Origin of the sequence: Campylobacter estrildidarum (assembly GCF_005406205.1) — a bacterium.
In the GTDB taxonomy this organism is placed as follows: Bacteria; Campylobacterota; Campylobacteria; order Campylobacterales; family Campylobacteraceae; genus Campylobacter_D; species Campylobacter_D estrildidarum.
In genome coordinates this window covers 33,242-54,460 of sequence record NZ_NXLZ01000010.1, presented here as the reverse complement: position 1 = coordinate 54,460, position 21,219 = coordinate 33,242, and the positions used below count along the sequence as shown (strand labels likewise).

15 protein-coding genes, 1 tRNA gene and 1 pseudogene are annotated in these 21,219 nt (G+C 30.9%); 7 read left to right on the top strand and 10 right to left on the bottom strand.

Features of this window, described 5'->3' with window-relative positions:
* The 5 genes from CQA69_RS06295 to CQA69_RS06275 are packed head-to-tail and all read left to right on the top strand — an operon-like array spanning position 1 to position 3,147.
* Positions 1–390, top strand: a complete 390-nt coding sequence (locus CQA69_RS06295) for a YcbK family protein (RefSeq protein WP_137620942.1) — start codon at positions 1–3, stop codon at positions 388–390.
* 35 nt (positions 391–425) lie between these two features.
* A complete protein-coding gene (locus tag CQA69_RS06290; protein WP_137620941.1) occupies positions 426–842 on the top strand; it encodes a hypothetical protein in 417 nt (138 codons plus the stop codon).
* Positions 742–960, top strand: coding sequence for an Rz1-like lysis system protein LysC (gene lysC, locus CQA69_RS09190; protein ID WP_137620940.1), 219 nt, complete (start codon positions 742–744; stop codon positions 958–960). The genes CQA69_RS06290 and lysC overlap by 101 nt, the downstream gene beginning before the upstream one ends.
* On the top strand, positions 947–1,432 hold the full coding sequence (locus CQA69_RS06280; RefSeq protein ID WP_137620939.1) for a hypothetical protein: 486 nt from the start codon (positions 947–949) through the stop codon (positions 1,430–1,432). Before lysC ends, CQA69_RS06280 begins: the two co-directional genes overlap by 14 nt.
* Positions 1,432–3,147 (top strand): hypothetical protein, encoded by a 1,716-nt coding sequence (locus CQA69_RS06275; RefSeq protein ID WP_137620938.1) that lies wholly within the window; start codon positions 1,432–1,434, stop codon positions 3,145–3,147. The genes CQA69_RS06280 and CQA69_RS06275 overlap by 1 nt, the downstream gene beginning before the upstream one ends.
* A 208-nt stretch (positions 3,148–3,355) precedes the next feature.
* Here CQA69_RS06275 and CQA69_RS06270 read toward each other — a convergent pair.
* The 6 genes and pseudogenes from CQA69_RS06270 to CQA69_RS06245 form a co-directional block, all read right to left on the bottom strand.
* Positions 3,356–3,432: transfer RNA gene (locus tag CQA69_RS06270), tRNA-Arg, on the bottom strand.
* Positions 3,433–3,464: 32 nt separating this feature from the next.
* Complete coding sequence (gene fusA, locus CQA69_RS06265) at positions 3,465–5,540, bottom strand: elongation factor G (protein ID WP_137620937.1); 2,076 nt, start codon at positions 5,538–5,540, stop codon at positions 3,465–3,467.
* Between the two features lie 12 nt (positions 5,541–5,552).
* Positions 5,553–6,023: a 30S ribosomal protein S7 gene (rpsG, locus tag CQA69_RS06260; RefSeq protein ID WP_137620936.1), complete on the bottom strand. Its 471-nt coding sequence runs from the start codon at positions 6,021–6,023 to the stop codon at positions 5,553–5,555.
* Between the two features lie 71 nt (positions 6,024–6,094).
* Positions 6,095–6,481, bottom strand: a complete 387-nt coding sequence (rpsL, locus tag CQA69_RS06255) for a 30S ribosomal protein S12 (RefSeq protein WP_134869139.1) — start codon at positions 6,479–6,481, stop codon at positions 6,095–6,097.
* Positions 6,482–6,646: 165 nt separating this feature from the next.
* Positions 6,647–6,878: pseudogene (locus CQA69_RS09185) on the bottom strand (glucose/galactose MFS transporter); the annotation flags it as partial.
* A gap of 62 nt (positions 6,879–6,940) precedes the next feature.
* On the bottom strand, positions 6,941–7,840 hold the full coding sequence (locus CQA69_RS06245) for a carbohydrate kinase family protein (protein WP_212741631.1): 900 nt from the start codon (positions 7,838–7,840) through the stop codon (positions 6,941–6,943).
* A gap of 471 nt (positions 7,841–8,311) precedes the next feature.
* On the opposite strand from CQA69_RS06245, the gene CQA69_RS06240 reads away from it, so the two are divergent.
* Positions 8,312–8,668 (top strand): PTS transporter subunit EIIC, encoded by a 357-nt coding sequence (locus CQA69_RS06240; protein WP_212741630.1) that lies wholly within the window; start codon positions 8,312–8,314, stop codon positions 8,666–8,668.
* Between the two features lie 30 nt (positions 8,669–8,698).
* Entirely contained in the window at positions 8,699–10,144 is a 1,446-nt protein-coding gene (locus CQA69_RS06235) for a glycoside hydrolase family 32 protein (protein WP_212741629.1), read from the top strand.
* A gap of 1,260 nt (positions 10,145–11,404) precedes the next feature.
* On the opposite strand, the gene rpoC is transcribed toward CQA69_RS06235, so the two are convergent.
* The 4 genes from rpoC to rplJ form a co-directional block, all read right to left on the bottom strand.
* On the bottom strand, positions 11,405–15,955 hold the full coding sequence (rpoC, locus tag CQA69_RS06230; protein WP_137620933.1) for a DNA-directed RNA polymerase subunit beta': 4,551 nt from the start codon (positions 15,953–15,955) through the stop codon (positions 11,405–11,407).
* Positions 15,948–20,075 (bottom strand): DNA-directed RNA polymerase subunit beta, encoded by a 4,128-nt coding sequence (gene rpoB, locus CQA69_RS06225; protein ID WP_137620932.1) that lies wholly within the window; start codon positions 20,073–20,075, stop codon positions 15,948–15,950. The genes rpoC and rpoB overlap by 8 nt, the downstream gene beginning before the upstream one ends.
* Before the next feature lie 123 nt (positions 20,076–20,198).
* Positions 20,199–20,576 (bottom strand): 50S ribosomal protein L7/L12, encoded by a 378-nt coding sequence (gene rplL, locus CQA69_RS06220; protein WP_137620931.1) that lies wholly within the window; start codon positions 20,574–20,576, stop codon positions 20,199–20,201.
* A gap of 12 nt (positions 20,577–20,588) precedes the next feature.
* A complete protein-coding gene (rplJ, locus tag CQA69_RS06215; protein ID WP_137620930.1) occupies positions 20,589–21,068 on the bottom strand; it encodes a 50S ribosomal protein L10 in 480 nt (159 codons plus the stop codon).
* Positions 21,069–21,219: the final 151 nt, after the last annotated feature.

Sequence of the window (21,219 nt, the reverse complement as noted above, 5' to 3'; positions counted from 1 at the left end):
ATGAAAGAAAACAAATATTTTAAAGAAGACGAATTTAAATGCAAGTGCGGCAAGTGTGAATTACCAAAAGGTGTTCCAAGTGATGAGTTAGTCGATGTGTTATGTGAGATCAGGGAACATTATAACGCACCTATTACTATAAATAGCGGTTATCGTTGCAAAGAGCATAACGCAGAAGTAGGAGGAGCTCCTAAAAGCCAACACACCATCGGCAGTGCGGCTGATTTTATAGTTGAAGGTGTTAAAACTGAAGATGTGCATCAATATGTTTTAGAAAAATACAGCGACAAGCCTTTTGGAATTGCTATAAAACATAACCCTAAGAATCCTTTTGGTGGATTCGTCCACCTTGACACCAGAGGCAAAAAAGCCAGATGGACTTATTCTTAATAAGGGGGTAAGAAAGTTTAACTTTCTAAAATTAAATGTTTGACTTTTTGCTTGGAGATAAAAAACTTTATATCGCTTTAGTCTTGATGAGTATTTTAACCGGTTATTTATATCTAAGACTTGATAGCACTAAATCAAGATTAGAAAAAAGCCAAAGTGATCTAGCTTTGGCTTTAGAGATTAATAAAAACAATCAAGAAAAGATTCAAGAACTTACACAAAGACACAATCTAGAACTCAAAGCCTTAAATGAAAGCTATATTCAAAAAAATCAGATCAAAGAAAGGATAAATTATGTTAAAGAATATATCTATAAAAGCAATGAAAATAATCTTACTAAGCTTTTTAACAATGTTATTGATAGGTTGTGGGACAACGCAACAAGTAATAAGCAAAATACAAATTCAAAAAGTGAAAATTCCAAAAGAGCTACTAACCATAAGCCCCCTTGAAAAACCACAAGTCAAAAATGAACTTGATATCATAAATGCTTATTCTTTGCTTTTTTATAAATACAAGCAATGTGAGATACAAATAAATAAGATTAAGGAGTTAAATGATGGCAATTGATATAGATTACAACAAAAGATTAAATGCTTTTAAAGAAATTTATCCGCAAATTTTGGAAATGAGTTTAGCTGAGAAGTCTCCTTTTGGAGAATTTAAAAAACTTTTGGAAGATTTTAGCAACAATAATATTATCAGAAATGACCAGCAATTTCAAAGCTTAGCACAGGCTCTAGTTAATGTTGGGCAAACTATAGTAGCACAAAGTCAAAATACAGCTTTATCAATGATTTTACAGGGTGATGAAAATGAATTAAATATAGAAAGGGTTGCACTTTTAAAAGCGCAAACTCAAACAGAACTTGCAAAACCTAAGTTAATCCAAAGGCAAACAGCACAAATTGATGATAATTTAAGAATTGAAGCAGCAAAAGTTACACAAAGTGTTCAATTTGGATACTGCACAGGTGGGCTTGATATACCAGAAGAAATTATGAGACTCGTAAAAGAAAAAATAGAAAATATAGAAAAATAATGCTAATTGATGAAAAAAGATTGATGGGTAATTTTACCCTAAAACCAGCGTATCCTGCTAATATAGGAGAATTAGACACAAAAGAAGTTTATAAACAATGGTTTAGCTATGCTATGATTGGCATAAATAAATATGTAGAACTCTTACACAAACAGCTTGTTCGCAAAGGTAGAGCTGTGGTAAAAAATGTCAATCACCCATTATATAAAAATGCGTATATTGTAAAAAAATACAATATAAAAAGCCCTAGTGCAGCTCCTTATAATAAAAATAATTATAATGATTTAGGTTTAAATCAGTTTTTTGTAGGTCAGGATCCGTATAAGCCTTATCAAGGAGATCCTAGTGATGAGAAAGGAATTTATCACGATGTTTGTGAAATAAGATTAAATTCTACTCTAGATAAAATAAACTATTATTTTGGCTTTCCTAAAGATTTAATCTTACTTTTCGATAAAAAAGAGGCAATAAAATATCCAAATTTTTATTATATTGATGAAAATATTAATTTTAAAAACTTTTTAGATAAGGCATTAAAAAATGTTCAATATGAGGAATTGATTAACAATTCAGATATAGTTATTTTTTTAAAAATACTTAATAGGAATGGACGATTGATTTATCCCAGTGTGGATGATTTTAATATTCCAGAGGTAAAAACAGAATGGAAAAAAATAACAAATGGTTTAATTTCTAATAATAAATTATGTGTTGATGTAGAAAAATTTTACAATGATTTTAAAAATCTAAATAATCATATTTGTAAAACTCAAAAAGTAGAAATTTATTATCAGACTTATAAAAAAGTTGATAAAACTAGAGAGATGGATGGAAGCACTTCTTATTATACCCTAGTTAATGAGAAAATACCATTTTTATCTGCCTTCAATATAATCAAAAATCATTATAATTTTAAATATGGTTCGCCTTTATGTATCAATAAAGATTTTAATTTAATCTGCTATAAGGAACCATATATAGCATTTGGAGTATTAAATAATTTGTCTGGAAAAAAAGAAACTTTAATAAGTCCTAGTATATATCCTTTATACAGAAGAAGTTCTAACTTACCTTATGGCAGAAGAGACAGATGGTTTGCCTTATGGGATAGCTTTTATTATCTTTATGTATATGAAGAATCAAACAAAGGTATATTATCATTTTTAGCACCTATTGTTACAATTGTTTTGGCTGTTGCTACGTGGTGGATTGGAGGGCAAGGAGTTTGGCTTAGTGGTCTTCTTGGTATTAGTAAAGGTGTTGCTATGGGAATAACTTTAAGTATTAGCGTCGGATTAGCGGTAGGTTCTTTAAGCGGTAATAAAATTTTTAAAATTTTAAGTGCTGTTTGGGATATTGTTAATTTCATAGGAACATGGGCAAATAATAGCTGGAATTTAGCTGCTAACTTTACAAAAACTACAGCACAAGCAGCAAAAGAAATGACAAGCTTTGAGGCATTATTGAATGTTTTAGAAAACACATTGAGTGGAGCAAGTAAGATATTAGATTTGGTTCAAAATATAACTGCAGATAATCCAAATATGATTAATCAACAAAACGACAATGAGGAAGAAAGTATTTTTGGAAATGGTAGTGAAGCTGTAGAAATTGCAAAAGATATGATTAATCCAACAATATGGTATAATTTTGAAACTCAAGATTTGCTAAACCAAGAAACAAAAAAGATTAGTCAACCTGCTTTTATATTTTAAAAAATTATTGACCTATATATTGACTTTATAAAAAAAATAAAATAAATATATATAAATATAGTTAATTATATAGTATTATTCAAATCTCCCCTTCGCAACCAGTTGTTTACAATATAAATGAAATTTTACAATCTACCCAAAAAATTAAATCAAGAATTAAATTGAGATGTTTTTACTTTAAGAACAAAAGTTAAAGATAATTATTAAATGGTGTCCACGGCGAGATTCGAACTCACGGCCTCAAAATTAGGAATTTTGTGCTCTATCCAGCTGAGCTACGAGGACAAAAAAGCGGAAGAAAAATTCCGCTTTAATTTTTAACCATTTCTTTTTTTGATAATTTCTTCAGAAACATTTTTTGGAACCTCATCATAATGATCAAATTCCATGGAGTAAGTTGCACGACCTTGGGTTTGACTTCTAAGGTCTGTTGAATAACCGAACATTTCAGCTAAAGGACAAAATGCGGTGATGATTTTATTTCCACCTCTTTCATCCATAGAATTTACTTGACCACGGCGCTTGTTTAAATCGCCTATCACATCTCCCATATATTCTTCTGGAGTTTCAACTTCAACCTTCATCATAGGTTCTAAAATTACAGCTCCTGCTTTTCTAGCTCCTTCTTTAAATCCCATAGATGCAGCGAGTTTAAATGCCATTTCAGATGAATCCACTTCGTGATAACTTCCATCATAAACAGTCACTTTTACATCCTCTACAGGATATCCTGCTAAAACACCATTTTGCAAAGCTTCTTGGATACCTTTATCTACAGCTGGAATATATTCCTTAGGAATCACTCCACCTTTGATATCGTTAACAAATTCATATCCACTTCCTGGATCAAGCGGTTCAAGACGTAAAAATACATGTCCATATTGACCACGTCCACCTGATTGTTTAGCGTATTTGTATTCTTGATCAACTGTTTTTCTAATTGTCTCTCTATAAGCAACTTGAGGCTGACCTACTTCAGCTTCAACTTTAAATTCACGAAGCATACGATCAACGATAATTTCTAAGTGAAGTTCGCCCATACCTGAAATAATAGTTTGGCCACTTTCTTCATCAGTAGAAACTCTAAAGCTTGGATCTTCTTGTGCAAGTTTATTTAAAGCTATAGACATTTTTTCTTGATCTGCTTTAGTTTTTGGCTCAACTGCAACAGAAATAACAGGATCTGGAAAATCCATTCTTTCTAAAATTACTTTATCTTTTTCACTAGCTAAAGTATCGCCTGTTAAAGTATCTTTAAGTCCCACAACAGCACCAATTTCTCCTGCATAAAGAACCTTGATTTCTTCTCTTTTATTTGAATGCATCTTTAATAGACGACCGATTCTTTCTTTTTTATCTTTTGTAGAATTATAAGCATAAGAACCACTCTCTAAGCTACCGCGATAAACACGTACGAAAGTAAGTTGCCCCACAAATGGATCAGTCATAATTTTAAAAGCAAGTCCCGCAAATTCACCATCATCAGTTGATTTTACAGAAACTTCTGTACCATCTTCATATTCACCTCTGATATTTGCTACTTCATCAGGAGCTGGTAAATAAGCTACAACCGCATCCAATAAAGGCTGAACACCTTTGTTTTTAAAAGCTGTTCCACAAAGCATAGGAACAATAGCAAGACTTAAACATCCTGCTTTAATCCCTGCCTTAATTTCTTCAAGAGTTAATTCTTCTCCACCAAGATATTTTTCCATCAACTCATCAGAAGTTTCAGAAACCGCTTCTATCATCTTAGTGCGATATTCTTCAGCTTTTTCTTTTAATTCTGCTGGAATTTCTTTTTCAACATAATCTGTTGGTTTTGTGTCATCTTCCCAAACCAAAGCTTTCATTGTTACAAGGTCAATAACACCTTTAAAATTATCTTCAGCACCAATTGGAATTTGAAGTGGAACTGGATTTGCTTTTAAGCGGTTGCGAATTTGATCTTCTACATTGTAGAAATTAGCACCGATTCTATCCATTTTATTAACAAAAACTATTCTTGGAACTCCATATTTATTTGCTTGTCTCCAAACAGTTTCTGATTGAGGTTGAACCCCACCAACTGAACAAAAAACAGCTACAGCTCCATCTAAAACACGCATTGATCTTTCAACTTCAATTGTAAAATCGACGTGGCCTGGAGTGTCGATAAGATTGATTTGATGATCTTTCCAAAAACAAGTTGTAGCAGCAGAAGTGATTGTAATACCTCTTTCTTTTTCTTGCTCCATCCAGTCCATAGTTGCAGCACCATCGTGTACTTCACCGATCTTATGACTCATTCCAGTAAAGAAAAGAATTCTTTCACTTGTTGTTGTTTTTCCAGCATCAATATGAGCTGCAATCCCTATATTTCTAACTTTTTTTAAAGGAGTAGTTCTTGACATCTTATTCTCCTCTTACCAACGATAGTGAGCAAATGCTTTATTTGCTTCAGCCATTTTATAAGTATCTTCTTTTTTCTTAAATGACGCACCTTTGCTATTAGCAGCATCTAAAAGCTCTCCTGCGAGCTTTTCTATCATAGTTCTTTCGCTTCTTTTTCTTGCAAAAGAAATGATCCAACGAATAGCTAAAGCTTGCTGTCTAGCAGGTCTTACTTCTACTGGAACTTGATAAGTAGCACCACCTACACGGCGAGACTTTACTTCTAAAAGAGGTTTAATATTTTCAATAGCGTCATTAAAAATATCGATTCCTTTTTTTTCGCCACCTTTTTTATCAATAGCTTCTAAAGCACCATACATAATAGTTGTTGCGACACTCTTTTTTCCATCATACATCAAAGAATTAATAAATTTTGTGATTACTTTATTACCATAAATCGGATCAGGTAAAACTTCCCTTACCGGAGCTTTTCTTCTTCTCATTATTTATTCCTTCAAATTTTTAATTTTACTCAAACAAAATCAAATCAAACGGATTTGTCTGTCATTAATTTTTACTTAGCAGCACTTGCTTTAGGACGCTTAGCACCATATTTAGAACGAGAAACCGTTCTTTTTGCAACACCTGCTGTATCGAGTGCACCACGCACAATGTGATACTTCACACCTGGTAAATCCTTAACCCTACCACCACGCACTAAAACAATGCTATGTTCTTGTAGGTTATGACCTTCACCACCGATATAGCTAATCACTTCAAAGCCACTAGTAAGTCTTACTTTGGCAACTTTTCTTAACGCTGAGTTTGGCTTTTTAGGAGTTGTTGTATAAACCCTAGTGCAAACTCCCCTTCTTTGTGGGCAATTTTTAAGCGCTGGAGATTTAGATTTTTCTAAAACCTTTTTACGCTCTTTTCTAACCAGTTGATTTATGGTTGGCACAATTAATTCCTTTCTTTGAAAAATATAATAAAGTCGTGATTGTAGCTAAATTTTACTTACAAAAATATAAACTAAGATTTACTTTATTGGTGACCCAAAAAATCCATACCAAGTAACATATAAAATAAAGGCACCATTGTCGGATATCCCAACTTATACCATTAATAATTTATAAGATATACGAATAGGCATAATGGTTTTTCCAACCACACCTATTACAAGTAAAGCTCCAAAATAAACGAATTGTAAATATCTACTCTGACTTTGAGTGAAATGAAGATGATTTTGGAAATTTTTATTCATCATATCTATAAGTTACGTAACTTACTGTCCATAATTTAAAGAAAAGTGAAGTTACTAAAATAATTGCAATTTTGATGTTTTTTGAAGGTTCAATCCTTTCAAACTATCTTACAATTTCATTAACAACAAAACTCTCAAATAGCTTTTTTAAACTGCTTAAAAATACCTTTTTTTGATTTGATGAAAATCAAACAAAGTTGTTCCACCTTGAAGCTGTATAACATTTTCAGCCATTTCTGTAGCAAAACTTAAAATTTTTTCCTCGCTTAAATTTTTAACTAAAGCATAACTCAAAGATGCACAAAAAGAATCTCCTGCTCCTACTGTATCTACAAGTTTAATATCTTTTCTTGCATTTTGAGTAAAAAATCCATTAAGACTTTGCAAGCAAGATCCTTTTTCTCCTAAAGTTAAGAAAATATAAGGTATATTAAAATCCTTTTGAATGAGTGCTAAAATTTGTTTTACGTCCGATTTAAAATCAGGATAAAAAAGCTTTTTAATGAGCTCTAATTCTTCCTCATTAACCTTTAAAACATTTATAAAATTAAGAGCTTCAAAAAGTTTTTCCTTAGTAAAATATTCCTTTCTTAAAGTCATATCAAAAACCTTAAATTTTGCCTTTACTTTTTGCATAATTTTTTTTAAAGTATTGTAGCTAGTACTAAATCTTTGAGCCAAAAGATTAAAATAAAAAATATCGTAGTCTAAATTTAAAGCTTGAGAAACTTGCTCATTAAATATTATATTGTCCCAAGCTACATTTTCTTCAATGATATAATCAGGAATTTTATCTTCATTTAAAAATACCAAAGCTTTACCTGTAGGAAATTGGGTTGAAAGTTCAATTAGGCTTGTATCTATATGCTCTTTTTTAGCAAATTCTAAAGCCTTTAAGGCTAAATCGTCATTTCCTAAAGCACTAATCATAGTTAAAGCCTCTTTTGTCCCAATCATTCTAGAAAGCCAAATAGCAAAATTAAATGGAGCTCCACCTATAGAGTATTTATCACCATAAACATCATATAAAATTTCACCAAAAACTAAAACTTTCATCAATAATCCTTGCTAAATATTTTTTTCAAACAAATATCAAATACGATATCATACGTTTGTAATATTTTACATTTTTTATTAAACTATTTTAGCACGAAATTGATTCATATATCAAGAAAAATTAATACCAATTTGAAAAAAGTGTTACAAAATTATCAAATAACTTTTAAAACAATAACATTTAAACAAGAAAGTTTAATCATTGCATAAAAAGCAGAAATATTCCGTGATAAAACGATATTGGTCTTGAATATTTTGTATTTTTTAATAAGCCATTTTATATCCTTAATCTATAAAAATAATACTCATTCCAAATTTCGCGCTCTAGCTAAATAAGATTTTATAAGATCTAAAAACTTGTGATGTGTAGCAATAAGCAAATTTGACAATAAAAAAAATAAATTGTATAATGAAAAATAACTATGATAATAATATCACATTACATAAAAAATTATGCAAAGGGATATTTATATGTTAGATGTAAATGGTACTACTACTTCTAATAATACACAAGAAAGTAGTGAACCTTTAGAAAATAAAAAAGGTTTCAAAAGATTTATACGTATTTTTGCTGATGCATTTGTACCGATAATGCCTGCAATGATTGCAACTGGTTTATTTTTAGGGATCAAAGGAGCTTTGCTAAATGAAACTCTTTTATCTATCTTTAATCTTAGCCCAGAACAAATATCTCCAGATTTCTTAATATTTATAAGCGTACTTACAGAAACAACTTTTGCTTTTTTACCTGCTTTAATATGTTGGTCTGCATTTAGAGTATTTGGTAGTTCGCCTGTACATAGGAATAATATTAGGATTATAATATAATTGAAGACAAAAAAATAAGAAAGGTTTAATATGATAAGTGTTTTGGGCAAAACTTTAAAAAAAGCAATTAAAAAGTTAGAAAAAGAGTCCTTATTAAGTGCGAAAAATGATAAGTATAGATTAAATTATCATTTAATGCCTCCTATTGGTTGGCTTAATGATCCTAATGGACTTTGTTATTATAACAATGAATATAATATATTTTTCCAATATTCTCCTTTTGAAGTAAATGGTGAACTTAAATTTTGGGGACACTATAAAACTAAAGACTTAATAAACTATCGATATATAGGTGTATCTGTATATCCTGATGAGAAATATGATTGCCACGGTGCATTTTCAGGTAGTGCATTTATAGAAAATAATAAAATGTACATATATTATACTGGCAATATTGAGTTAAGAGGAGATTATGACTACGTTAATGAAGGTAGAGAATCTAATACTATTTTAATAACTTCAAATGATGGCATAAACTTTGATAATAAAAAATGTATAATGGAAATGAAAGATTATCCTGATGGTATAACTAATCATATAAGAGATCCTAAAGTATGGAAAGAAGGAAATATGTATTATATGGTTCAAGGTGTAAGAAGAAATACTAAGCCAAACAATAAAGGAGCCGTTATCATATTTACTTCTGAAGATAAAGTGCATTGGAAATATTTAAGTATGATAAATTCCAAAGAAGATTTTGCCTATATGTGGGAATGTCCTGACTTATTTAAATTAGATGGCCAATATATTTTAATAACATGCCCTCAAGGAGTAAAAAGAGTAGAATCTTTATATGAAAATATATATTTAAATGGATATTTTATTGTCCCCGAAGATAATTTTAAAAATGATATTACTGTAGATAAATTTTTTATATTGGATAAGGGTTTTGACTTTTATGCCCCACAAACATTTATAGATGAAAATAATGATAGAGTTATGATAGGCTGGATGGGATTACCGGATATAGATGAAGAATATAAAAACAATACTGAAACTTGGCAGCATTGTCTCACTATAGCACGTACTCTATCTTTTAAAAATAATAGAGTATACCAAACTCCTCATAAGAGTTTAGAAAAATTGAGAAGGGATACTTTATCTATAGAAGATATAAAAAACAATAATATAGACTCATATGAAGTTTTAATTGATATAAAAGACTCTAAAGATTTACAGGTTGTTATATCTGAAGGATTATTTATTAAGCATCAAAATAATAAGTTTATACTAGAATTTATGGGTGATATAGGAAAAACTATAGGATGTGGACGTACTAAAAGAAGTGTAGAACTTAATACGATATATAATCTTAGAATATTTGTAGATACTTCTTCTGTTGAAGTATTTATAAATGATGGTAGTGATGTATTTACTACAAGATATTATCCCTTATCTCAATCTTTAAAAATAAAAGGAGATGTTTCATATACTATATATCAATTGGATAGTTTTGCTATTCAAGTTGAAAATTAGATCTATACCATTATAAAAATACGTTTGTAACATAATAGCTGTTTTAGGAGGAGTACCTTTTAATTATTTTATACAAATCAAGACTTATTTGAAAAAATGTTGCAAAATTACCAAATAACTTTTCAAACAATAACATTTAAACAAAAAAGTTTAATCATTAAACATTTGCTTAAAATTTCTCATGATAAAAAGCAAAAACACTCCATATAGCATAATATTAATCTTAAATTTATACGATCATCTGTAAAAAATTAAGGCTTAGCAATATAAATAAACTTATTGCTTGAATAACAAAATAAGATTCGGTGAATCTAAATTCTAAAAAACCTTGATTCAAATTGCGAATCAAGGTAAATAAATTATTGTTTTTCTGTATTGTATTGCAAATAAACAACGTGAGTAGCTAAATACTCTTCAGACCATGCTTACCATCAGCCCAAATTAACATATTGCTCAAAAATTCATATTTTTTAGCTAGAGAAAAACTATGCATAGCTACACTTAAAGATATACCGAGAGGTTTTTTTCTAAAATATAAGAGCTTATTTGCCACTTCTTTTATAACTTTTTTACTTTTAATGAAAATTAATTCATGATTTTGTTCTGCATAATAAAGAAGAGTTCCATTTTTTCATAAGCAGTAGCTCTAACACCTGTTGTACCTATATCAATTCCTATAAAAATATATTCTTCTTTCTTTTAAATTCCTTTTTATTTTATAATAAGTAAAATTTTTTAAAATAGTATTTATTTTTACAGGCTTGGCTAAATATTTTGACTAAATTTTTAATTTATATTACTTTTTGTATCAATAAATTCTATAAATTCGCTTTTTAAAACAAAGTCTAGCTTTTTCACTTTGATTTCCAAATGCGGAATTTAAATTAAAACATTAACAATTGACAAAATGTATTATTGCATTTGTGCTATATAAGTACTAAAAGTGAGATTAAAAACTATATCTTCAAATTTTAAACTCGTAGTAAAATCATATCTAATGCTAGAAATTTCTCTCTCATCTATATCTATAATTCCTTATTTTGCTAATTATGTTCACTTTTGATTTAGAGCAAACACACTCCTTTAATCATTTTAAGTCTTAGACGCTTTGTATTTTTAGTATATACAAACCGCAAATATTTATTCAAATCTGCTTATATAATTAATTGAGGAAAAAAATAAAATAGAAGAAATGATCAATTTGGATTTTCCAAAATTAGAAGGAATCTATCAAATTAAATAGCCAAAAAGGCTATTTAATTATTGTTCTTTTAATTTAAGTTTTTGTTCGCTATAAAGACCTGTTCCTACAGGAATCATTCTACCTAGAATAACGTTTTCTTTTAGATCTTCAAGATAATCAAATTTTCCAGCTATACTTGCTTCAGTTAAAACCTTAGTTGTCTCTTGGAAAGATGCTGCAGAAATTACACTATCGCTTCCAATTGCAGCTCTTGTAACTCCTAAAAGCACAGGTTCTGCGATAGCAGGCTCCCCACCCATTTTTATAATTCTCTCGTTTTCTTCTCTAAACTTACGTTTTGAAATTAAGTCACCTTCTATAAATTTAGTATTTCCGCTATCTATAACCTTTACCTGTCTTAACATTTGTGAAACAATAACTTCAATATGTTTATCTGAAATCACAACCCCTTGCCCTCTATAAACTTGTTGAATTTCAGAAATTAAATAATAATGAAGTGCTTTTTCACCTAAAATTTTAAGTATATCATGGCTTGAAACCACACCATCGGTTAATTTTTCCCCAGCATGGATAAATTCTCCATCTCTTACTTGTATATGTTTTGTTTTATCAATTAAATACTCAACGCTTGTGCCATCTTCTGCTTGTATAATAATTCTTTCTTTTGAACGCAATGGTTTATCAAAACGAATCACACCGTCTATTTCTGCAATAATAGCACCATTTTTAGGTTTTCTCGCTTCAAATAGCTCAGAAACCCTTGGAAGACCTCCTGTTATATCTTTTGATTTTGCCGCAGCTTTTGGAGTCTTAGCTAAAATATCCGCTTGTGAAACCTTATCACCATCGTGAACAAAAATAACCGTTTTTGGTTCTAATTGATAACGTGCTACTTTATTGCCTTTTCCTGCAATTATCAAAGTTGGTCTAACTCCGCTTGGCAAATATTCATTAATAACCAAGGAACGTTTTCCAGTCGCTTCATCAACTTGCTCATCAGCACTATAACCAGCTTCTATATCTTCAAAACTTATCGTACCATCTATTTCTGCAATAATAGTATTATTATACGCATCCCATTCTGCAATAACTTTATTTTCTCGTTTTGAAGCACTCGCTATTATAGTATTTGGATCTTCAATAACTGCATTATCACTAAATTCAATTTTAGACTCTCTTGGAATATAATGCCTTTTTGCTTCTCTTCCATTCTCATCTACCACTACAACAAAAAAACCTTTTTCTTTTACTATTTCACCTTTTTTAACATTTTTAATTCTATCAAGGCCGTCCCCCTTAAGAACATAAAATTTTAAAGTTCCTTTTTCGCCTGCTTTGATATTTTGAATAACAGGATCTCCATCTTTAACTAAAATTTCACTTGCAAATGGAATACGATTAGGGATATTCCAACCCTCTTTGATTATTTCGACAATACTTTCATTTTCATTAATTTCAGCACCATTTTGATATGGAAGATATAATTTTCCATCTATGCTTCCACTAACTCCTGCTAATTCATTTGCTTTTGCAAGATCATATTTTCTAAGAGTATATTTAATCTCTTGCTTTTTATCTTTTATAGAGACAATTACATCTTCATGGATACTTTCTACGTTAATTATACCCTTAAATGGTGCTTTGATTTTTGGTTCTACTAACAAAATAGCTGCATTTCTACGATTTGCAACTATTATTTTTCCTTCTTTATTTTTATAAGTTTTTAAATTATAAAATCTTATAAAACCTTCTTTTTGAGCACTAACCTGTCTATCTTGTAAATCTGTACTTGCAGTTCCACCACTATGGAAAGTTCTAAGGGTAAGCTGAGTTCCAGGTTCTCCGATAGATTGTGCCGAAATAATACCTACTGCTTCACCTGGTTTTACAAGCTTTCCTTCTCCAAGATTAATGCCGTAACATTTAGCACAGATTCCTTTCTTGGCTTTGCAAGTAATTGGAGTACGAATATTCACACTTTTAATACTATTTTCACCAAAAACTTTCGCCTTTTCTTCATCTATTAAGGTACCTTCAGCAAAAAGAACTGAATTTGTAATCGGATCAATTACATCTTCAGCTAAAACTCTCCCTAAAACCCTTTCTTCCAAAGTTTCGATTATAGAACTATCTGCTGTAATTTCATTAATCTCTATACCTTCGTGTGTACCGCAATCTTCTATAGTAATTTTAACATTTTGTGCAACATCAATAAGTTTTCTTGTTAAATAACCAGCATTTGCTGTTTTAAGTGCAGTATCTGCGAGACCTTTTCTAGCACCGTGAGTAGATATAAAATACTCAAGAACGTTTAAACCTTCACGGAAATTCGAAATAATAGGAGTTTCTATAATAGAACCATCTGGTTTAGTCATAAGTCCTCTCATTGCAGCAAGCTGAGAAATTTGAGCTGCACTACCTCTAGCTCCAGAATCCGCCATCATATAAATAGAATTAAAGCCTTCTTTGTCTTTTTCCACAAGTTTCATCATCTCTTTTGAAAGGAGATTATTAGTACTTTTCCAAATATCAATAATTTTATTGTATCTTTCCCCTGAAGTGATTAAACCAAGATTATAAGAATTTTGAATTTCTCTCACTTGTTTTTTAGCTTCATCAATAGCTTTTTGCTTATCATCAGGAACAATAATATCCGCTATAGAAATAGAAATACCAGCCTTTGTAGCATATTCAAAACCTAAATTTTTTAATCGATCTAAGAAACTTGCAGTAATTTCTAATCCCCCATGTTTATAAACATAATCAACAAGCGCAGCAATATCTTTTTTCTTTAAAACCTTATTCCAACTACTTTCAGGAATAAAATCAGGTAAAATTGATTTAATAATCAATCTTCCAGCTGTCGTTATGATTTTTCTACCATCAACCATAGTTTGGATACTTGCATGGATGTCCAAACACTTGCTTTCAAGTGCCATCATAACTTCATCAATGCCAGTACAAATCTTATGCGAACCTTTTACATTTGGTTTTTCTAAAGAAAGATAATAAATTCCCAAAACCATATCTTGAGATGGAACGGTTACTGATTTACCACTTGCTGGTAGAAGAATATTCATTGAAGAAAGCATAAGCACTTTACATTCTGCAATTGCTTCTTGTGAAAGCGGCACATGTACTGCCATTTGATCCCCATCAAAATCCGCATTAAAAGCAGCACAAACTAAAGGGTGTAATTGTATAGCCTTACCTTCAACCAAAACAGGATGGAAAGCTTGAATAGAAAGTTTGTGCAAAGTTGGAGCACGGTTTAACATAACAGGATGTCCTTTTACAACCTCTTCTAAACATTCCCAAACTTCATTGGTTTTATTTTCTATCATTTTTTTTGCTTGTTTAACGGTTGTTGCATAACCTTTTTCTTCAAGCTTAGCTAATAAATGCGGTTTAAAAAGCTCTAAAGCCATTTTTTTAGGTAAACCACATTGATCCATTCTTAATTTTGGACCTACAACAATAACACTACGTCCAGAAAAATCAACCCTTTTTCCAAGCAAATTCTGTCTAAAGCGTCCTTGCTTACCTTTAATAATTTCACTTAAAGATTTTAAAGGACGTTTATTGGCCCCTTTAACCGCATTAGCACGGCGACCATTATCAAATAAAGCATCTACAGCTTCTTGAAGCATTCTTTTTTCATTTCTTATAATAATTTCGGGTGCATCAAGTTCCATAAGCTTTTTAAGACGAGTATTTCTATTGATAACACGACGGTATAAGTCATTTACATCTGAAACTGCAAATTTTCCCCCATCTAAAGCAACTAATGGACGTAAATCTGGTGGCAATACAGGTAAATTGGTAATCATCATCCATTCTGGACGATTAGGAACCGCATCTTCGCTATTAACATCTGTATTAGAATTTGAATTTAAAAAATTTTCAACCACCTTTAAACGTTTAATGATAGTTTTCTTTTTTGCTTCTGAATTTGTGGAAGAAATTTCTTCTTTAAGTTGATTTAAAAGCGCTACGAGATCTAAATTTGCAAGCAGATCACGAACAACTTCTCCACCCATTCTTGCTTTAAAACCGCTATTTTCATAACGTTGCATTAAATTCTGATATTGTTCTTCATTTAAAACATCACAATGTTCCACTTTTTTAGTATTTTCATTATCATAATATGCATCACCGGGATTTTCAACGATATAAGCCTCATAATAAAGCACTCGTTCAAGGTCTTTCATCTTTACACCCAAAAGTGTGCCTATACGACTCGGTAAAGAATTTACATACCAAATATGTGCCACTGGAGTTACAAGTTCAATATGCCCCATTCTTGAACGACGCACTTTAGAGTTTGCTACTTCAACTCCACACTTCTCACATTTAACGCCCTTAAAGCGCATTTTTTTATACTTGCCGCAAAGGCATTCATAATCACGAATAGGACCAAAAATTTTAGCACAAAAAAGTCCATCTCTTTCAGGTTTTAAAGTTCTATAATTGATTGTTTCAGGTTTTTTTACTTCTCCATAAGACCAAGACTTTATTTTTTCAGGACTGACAAGTCTTAATTGAAAAGCCTCAAAATCTCTAGGTCTAGCATCTTCTTTTACTTCTATCACTTTAAATTTACTCATTATCCTCATCCTTATCGAAAATCTCAACATCTAATGCAAGTGATTTAAGCTCATTCGTCAAAACAAAAAATGTTTCAGGAATTCCTGTTGCTGGAACATTTTCTCCTTTAGTGATCGCTTTATAAGCATTAAATCTACCTTCTACGTCATCTGACTTAATAGTAAGCATCTCTTTTAAAGTATGAGCTGCCCCATAAGCTTCAAGAGCCCAAACTTCCATTTCTCCAAATCTTTGCCCTCCAAAAAGAGCCTTACCTCCAACTGGTTGCTGAGTTACAAGACTATATGGACCAGTACTTCTAGCATGAACTTTTTCATCAACTAAATGGTGTAGTTTTAACATATACATACAACCCACATGAACACGCTCTGCTATTTTTTCACCTGTTCTTCCATCGTAAAGCTCGGTTTTTCCGTCCATGTCAATTTTTGCCATTTCAAATAATTTTTTAAATTCTTCTATATTGACACCCTCAAATACAGGAGTTGCGAATTTAACTCCTTTACTCCAATCTCTAGCATAATTTAAAAGTTCTTCATCGCTTAATTTTTTAATGAATTCTTTTTCATTTGCAAGTCTTGGAATAGAGCAAATTTCAAGCATTTTTGCTCTTAATTCTTTAATAAAATCTTTTTGTTTTCTATCAAAAATTTCTTGAATTTGATCTCCAAATCTAAGCCCAACAAGTCCTAAATGGCTTTCTAAAATTTGTCCGATATTCATACGGCTTGGAACCCCTAAAGGATTTAATGCAATATCCACACTCTTTCCATTTGCAAGATAAGGCATATCGACTTCTGGAATTATAGTAGAAACTATACCTTTGTTTCCGTGGCGCCCTGCCATTTTATCACCAACTTTTAATTTTCTTTTTGTAGCGATATAAACTTTGACAAGTTTTACCACTCCGCTTGGTAAAATATCATCTTTTTCTAAAATTTCAAGCTTTTCATCATGTTCAGCTTTTAGTTTTTTCTTTTCATTTTGGAAGTGATTTTTTAAATCTTCATATTTTTTTTGTACTTCCTTGGAATAAGCTTTAATAATAGTAGCAAGAGTAAAGCGATTAATTTTTTCTAAATCACTTAAATCTGCTTTTTCTCCTTTTTTGTAATTTTTATCTCCAATTTTTTGACTACTTGCAAGAGCTGACTTAGATAATAAAGCACAAACTCTCAACATTTCTTCTCTATCCATCATCAAAAGTCTATCGTGATGTTCTTTTTCTAAAGACATTTTTTCTTTATCGTATGATTTTATTGCTCTTTCGTCTTTTTCGTAACCTTTTTTGGTAAAAATTTTAACATCAACAACAACTCCTTCTAAAGAAGCAGTAGCGTATAAAGATTTATTAACTACATGACCTGCTTTTTCTCCAAAAATTGCTCTTAAAAGTCTTTCTTCTGGAGTTGGTTTAACTTCACCTTTTGGAGAAACCTTACCTACTAAAATCATACCAGGTTTAACATGGGTTCCAATCTTTGCAATACCACTTTCATCTAAATGCACGATATCTTCTTCTTTAACATTTGGTATATCTTTGGTAATTTCTTCTATACCATCTTTTAATTCTCTAGCCTCTATCTCTTTTTCGTAAATATGCACACTTGTGAATGTATCTTCGCGGATAATTCTTTCACTTACAACAATCGCATCTTCGTAATTATAACCATTCCAAGGCATAAAAGCAATCAGTGCATTTTTTCCAATAGCCAATTCTCCTTGATCCATAGAAGGTCCATCTGCAATAATTTGCCCTGCTTTAACAACTTCTCCTTTCTTAACGATAGGATGTTGAATATAATTTGTGTTTTGATTGGTACGTAAATTTTTTTCCATAATATAATGATCGATAAAAGGACCTTTTTCATCCTCTCCTAAAATAAAAATACTTTTATTATCTACTTTTTCAACCACACCTCCACGTTTAGCTTTTACAGCTTCCCAAGCATCACGCGCAACAACACTTTCCATACCTGTTCCAACAATAGGTGCTGAAGAGGTAAGAAGTGGAACTGCTTGACGTTGCATATTAGATCCCATTAAAGCTCTGTTTGCATCATCATGCTCCAAGAAAGGAATTAAAGAAGCCGCAACCCCAACAACCATACCCGAACAAAGATCTATAAGCTGAACTTCTTCTTTTTTTGCAAGTATAGTTTCTCCATCTTGTCTTGCCTCAACAAATTCTTCCACTATATTCCCTTTAGCATCGACCTTAGTTGATGCAGGTGCAATAAACAAACCTTCTTCTTGCGTAGCAGTTAAATAAACAATTTCATTTGTAACTTTTCCATTTACAACTTTTTTATAAGGTGCCTCAACAAAACCAAGCTCATTAACCTTAGCATAAGTTGAAAGAGTATTAATCAAACCGATATTTTGACCCTCTGGAGTTTCTACCGGGCAAATTCGACCATAATGAGTTGCATGAACATCTCTAACCTCAAAACCTGCTCTTTCTTTAACAAGACCACCTTCTCCAAGTGCAGACAAACGACGTTTGTGCGTGATTTCGCTCAATGGGTTAGTTTGATCCATAAATTGAGAAAGCTGCCCACCTGTAAAAAATTCAATAATAGTAGTTGTGATCATCTTAGGATTGATTAAATCATAAGGCATAACCTTATCAATATCAGAGTTTAAAGAAGTCAATTTATCTCTAATTGCTTTTTGCATTTTTGCTAAACCTAAATGAAGCTCATTAGCTAAAAGCTCACCTATGGATCTAATACGACGGTTTCCTAAATGATCTCTATCATCAATATGACCTTTACCATTTTTAACTTTAATTAAATACTTCGCGGTTTTAATTATATCTTCATTAGTTAAGACGGTTACATATTCAGGTACTTCAAGTCCTAACTTGTGGTTCATTTTCATACGACCAACCTTAGTTAGATCATATCTTTCTGGATTAAAAAATAAATCATTTACAAAAGCCTTCGCTGCATCTTTAACTACAGGCTCTCCTGGACGCATTACTTTATAAATTCTTATTGCAGCTAAGTCATTTTCATCTTCAAGATTTTCGGTTTGTTTTAGTAATTTTAAAGTTTCATTATCTTGTATAAAAGAGTTAATTATAGCTGTATCAACACCATTTGCTAAATCATTGGCGATCTCAAAACTTTTTTGTTCTCTTATTTTTGCAAGTTTACTTTCATCAATCAAAGTTAAAGAATCAAAAAGCATTTCTCCACTTTTTTTATCAAAAATTGGATTTGCTAAATAACGATTAAGTAAAATTTCTACTGGATACTCTATCCACTTTAAACCATCTTTTATTAGTTGCTCGATCTTTTTTTTAGTTAGTTTTTTTCCTGCTTGATGAACAACTTTGCCTTTTTCGTCTTTAATATCATATTCTATTCTATCTACAAAATCATTTGGATTAAATTCAGTTAAAAATTTATCTTTTTTAACATGAATAGTTTGAATAGGATAAAATAACTTAATAATATCTTGTTTTTTATATCCTAAAGCTCTAAAAAGCATAGTAATAGGAACTTTTCTTCTTTTATTAATTCTCACATAAAGCACATCTTTTGCATCATATTCGAAATAGAGCCAAGAGCCACGATCTGGAATAATTTGAGCTGTATAAACAAGCTTATTAGCTACTGTCGAACTTTCCTCTTCTTTAAAAATTACACCTGGACTTCTATGAAGTTGATTAACAACAACCCTTTCTACCCCATTAATTATAAAAGATACTCGATCTGTCATTAATGGAATTTCACGAATATAAATTTCTTGTTCCTTGATATCTTTTATACCGACTTTTTCACCTGTTTTTTCATCTTTTTCATGCAAGGTAAGACGGATTTTCATTTTTAAATTTACAGAATAAGTTAAACCTCTTTCCATGCACTCACGAATAGTGTATTTTGGTTTTCCAATTTCACTACTAACATACTCAAGACTTAATCTATTTTGAGAATCATGTATTGGAAAAATCGATTTAAAAACTTTTTCTATACCGCTTTCACCATTATTAAAATTTAAAAAATAATCAAAACTAGCTTTTTGTAGTTGTAAAAGATTTGGAATTTCTATTTGTTTTGAAATATTGGAGAAATCTGCTCTTAAACGATTTCTTAATTTATTATCTAACATTTGCATATACCTCATGGTAAATTTTGTAAATTTAAAAAAGAAGACCTAAAAACTAGGTAAAAACAAAAAAAGAAGACTTGCCATAAACAAATCTTCTTCAACTAAATCCATTAAAAACTCAAGCTATTTAAGTTCTACTTTAGCACCAGCTTCTTCAAGTTGCTTTTTAGCTTCTTCGGCTTCAGCTTTAGCTACACCTTCTTTTAAAGTCGAAGGAGTTTGCTCTACCGCATCTTTAGCCTCTTTAAGTCCAAGACCTGTTAAAGCACGAACAATTTTAATTACTTCTATTTTTTTAGCACCGCCGTCAGTTAAAACAATATTAAATTCTGTTTTTTCTTCAGCAGCAGCTGCAGCACCACCAGCTGCAGCACCACCAGCTACCATTACTGGAGCGGCAGATACACCGAATTTTTCTTCGAATTCTTTTACAAGCTCAGAAAGCTCAAGAACACTTAAGTTTGAAATATATTCTAATACATCTTCTTTTGAAATTGCCATTTTAAATCCTTTTTATTCAGTTTCTTTTTTATTTTTTAGCGCATTTAAGCCAATAGTAAAGTTGGCAATTGGCGCTTTCCAAACTTGCAAAAGCATAGCAAGCAACTCATTACGTGAAGGCATTTTAGCCAAAGCTTTAACTTTAGCAACATCTGCAACTTCATTGTCAATAAAAGCAGTTTTAATTTGAAATTTATCATTATTCTCTTCAAATTTAGCAACTACTTTTGAAACATTAAGCTGATCATCGCCCCAAAGATAAATATTAGTATCTTTAAGAACTAGACCTGTTTTACCGGAATTATTAAGAGCAATGTTAGCCAAAGTATTTTTAATAATTTGAACTTTTACATTATTTTCTCTTGCATTATTTCTAAGTTCTTCCAATTTTTTAGTAGGCAAACCTTTGTAATCGCAAACTACAATAGCTTCGCTAACTTTAAAACTTTCTTCAAGCTTAGAAATAACTTCAATTTTTTCGCTTCTAGTCACATTTTCTCCTTTCCGATTGAGATTTCAAGCAGAGTGGAAATTTCCAATTAAGCTTACGCCTCGACTATCTTCAATCTAAAATAAACATTTCAAAAAACTAACAATTCTCTCAAATGTTTATTCTTAAAATAAAGAGTTGTTAAATCAACTC

Excerpts from the sequence above, each read along its gene's own strand:
- CQA69_RS06295 (WP_137620942.1), top strand. The coding sequence starts at position 1 with ATGAAAGAAAACAAATATTTTAAAGAAGACGAATTTAAATGCAAGTGC.
- CQA69_RS06290 (WP_137620941.1), top strand. The coding sequence starts at position 426 with ATGTTTGACTTTTTGCTTGGAGATAAAAAACTTTATATCGCTTTAGTC.
- lysC (WP_137620940.1), top strand. The coding sequence starts at position 742 with ATGTTATTGATAGGTTGTGGGACAACGCAACAAGTAATAAGCAAAATA.
- CQA69_RS06280 (WP_137620939.1), top strand. The coding sequence starts at position 947 with ATGATGGCAATTGATATAGATTACAACAAAAGATTAAATGCTTTTAAA.
- CQA69_RS06275 (WP_137620938.1), top strand. The coding sequence starts at position 1,432 with ATGCTAATTGATGAAAAAAGATTGATGGGTAATTTTACCCTAAAACCA.
- fusA (WP_137620937.1), bottom strand. The coding sequence starts at position 5,540 with ATGTCAAGAACTACTCCTTTAAAAAAAGTTAGAAATATAGGGATTGCA.
- rpsG (WP_137620936.1), bottom strand. The coding sequence starts at position 6,023 with ATGAGAAGAAGAAAAGCTCCGGTAAGGGAAGTTTTACCTGATCCGATT.
- CQA69_RS06245 (WP_212741631.1), bottom strand. The coding sequence starts at position 7,840 with ATGAAAGTTTTAGTTTTTGGTGAAATTTTATATGATGTTTATGGTGAT.
- CQA69_RS06240 (WP_212741630.1), top strand. The coding sequence starts at position 8,312 with ATGTTAGATGTAAATGGTACTACTACTTCTAATAATACACAAGAAAGT.
- CQA69_RS06235 (WP_212741629.1), top strand. The coding sequence starts at position 8,699 with ATGATAAGTGTTTTGGGCAAAACTTTAAAAAAAGCAATTAAAAAGTTA.
- rpoC (WP_137620933.1), bottom strand. The coding sequence starts at position 15,955 with ATGAGTAAATTTAAAGTGATAGAAGTAAAAGAAGATGCTAGACCTAGA.
- rpoB (WP_137620932.1), bottom strand. The coding sequence starts at position 20,075 with ATGTTAGATAATAAATTAAGAAATCGTTTAAGAGCAGATTTCTCCAAT.
- rplL (WP_137620931.1), bottom strand. The coding sequence starts at position 20,576 with ATGGCAATTTCAAAAGAAGATGTATTAGAATATATTTCAAACTTAAGT.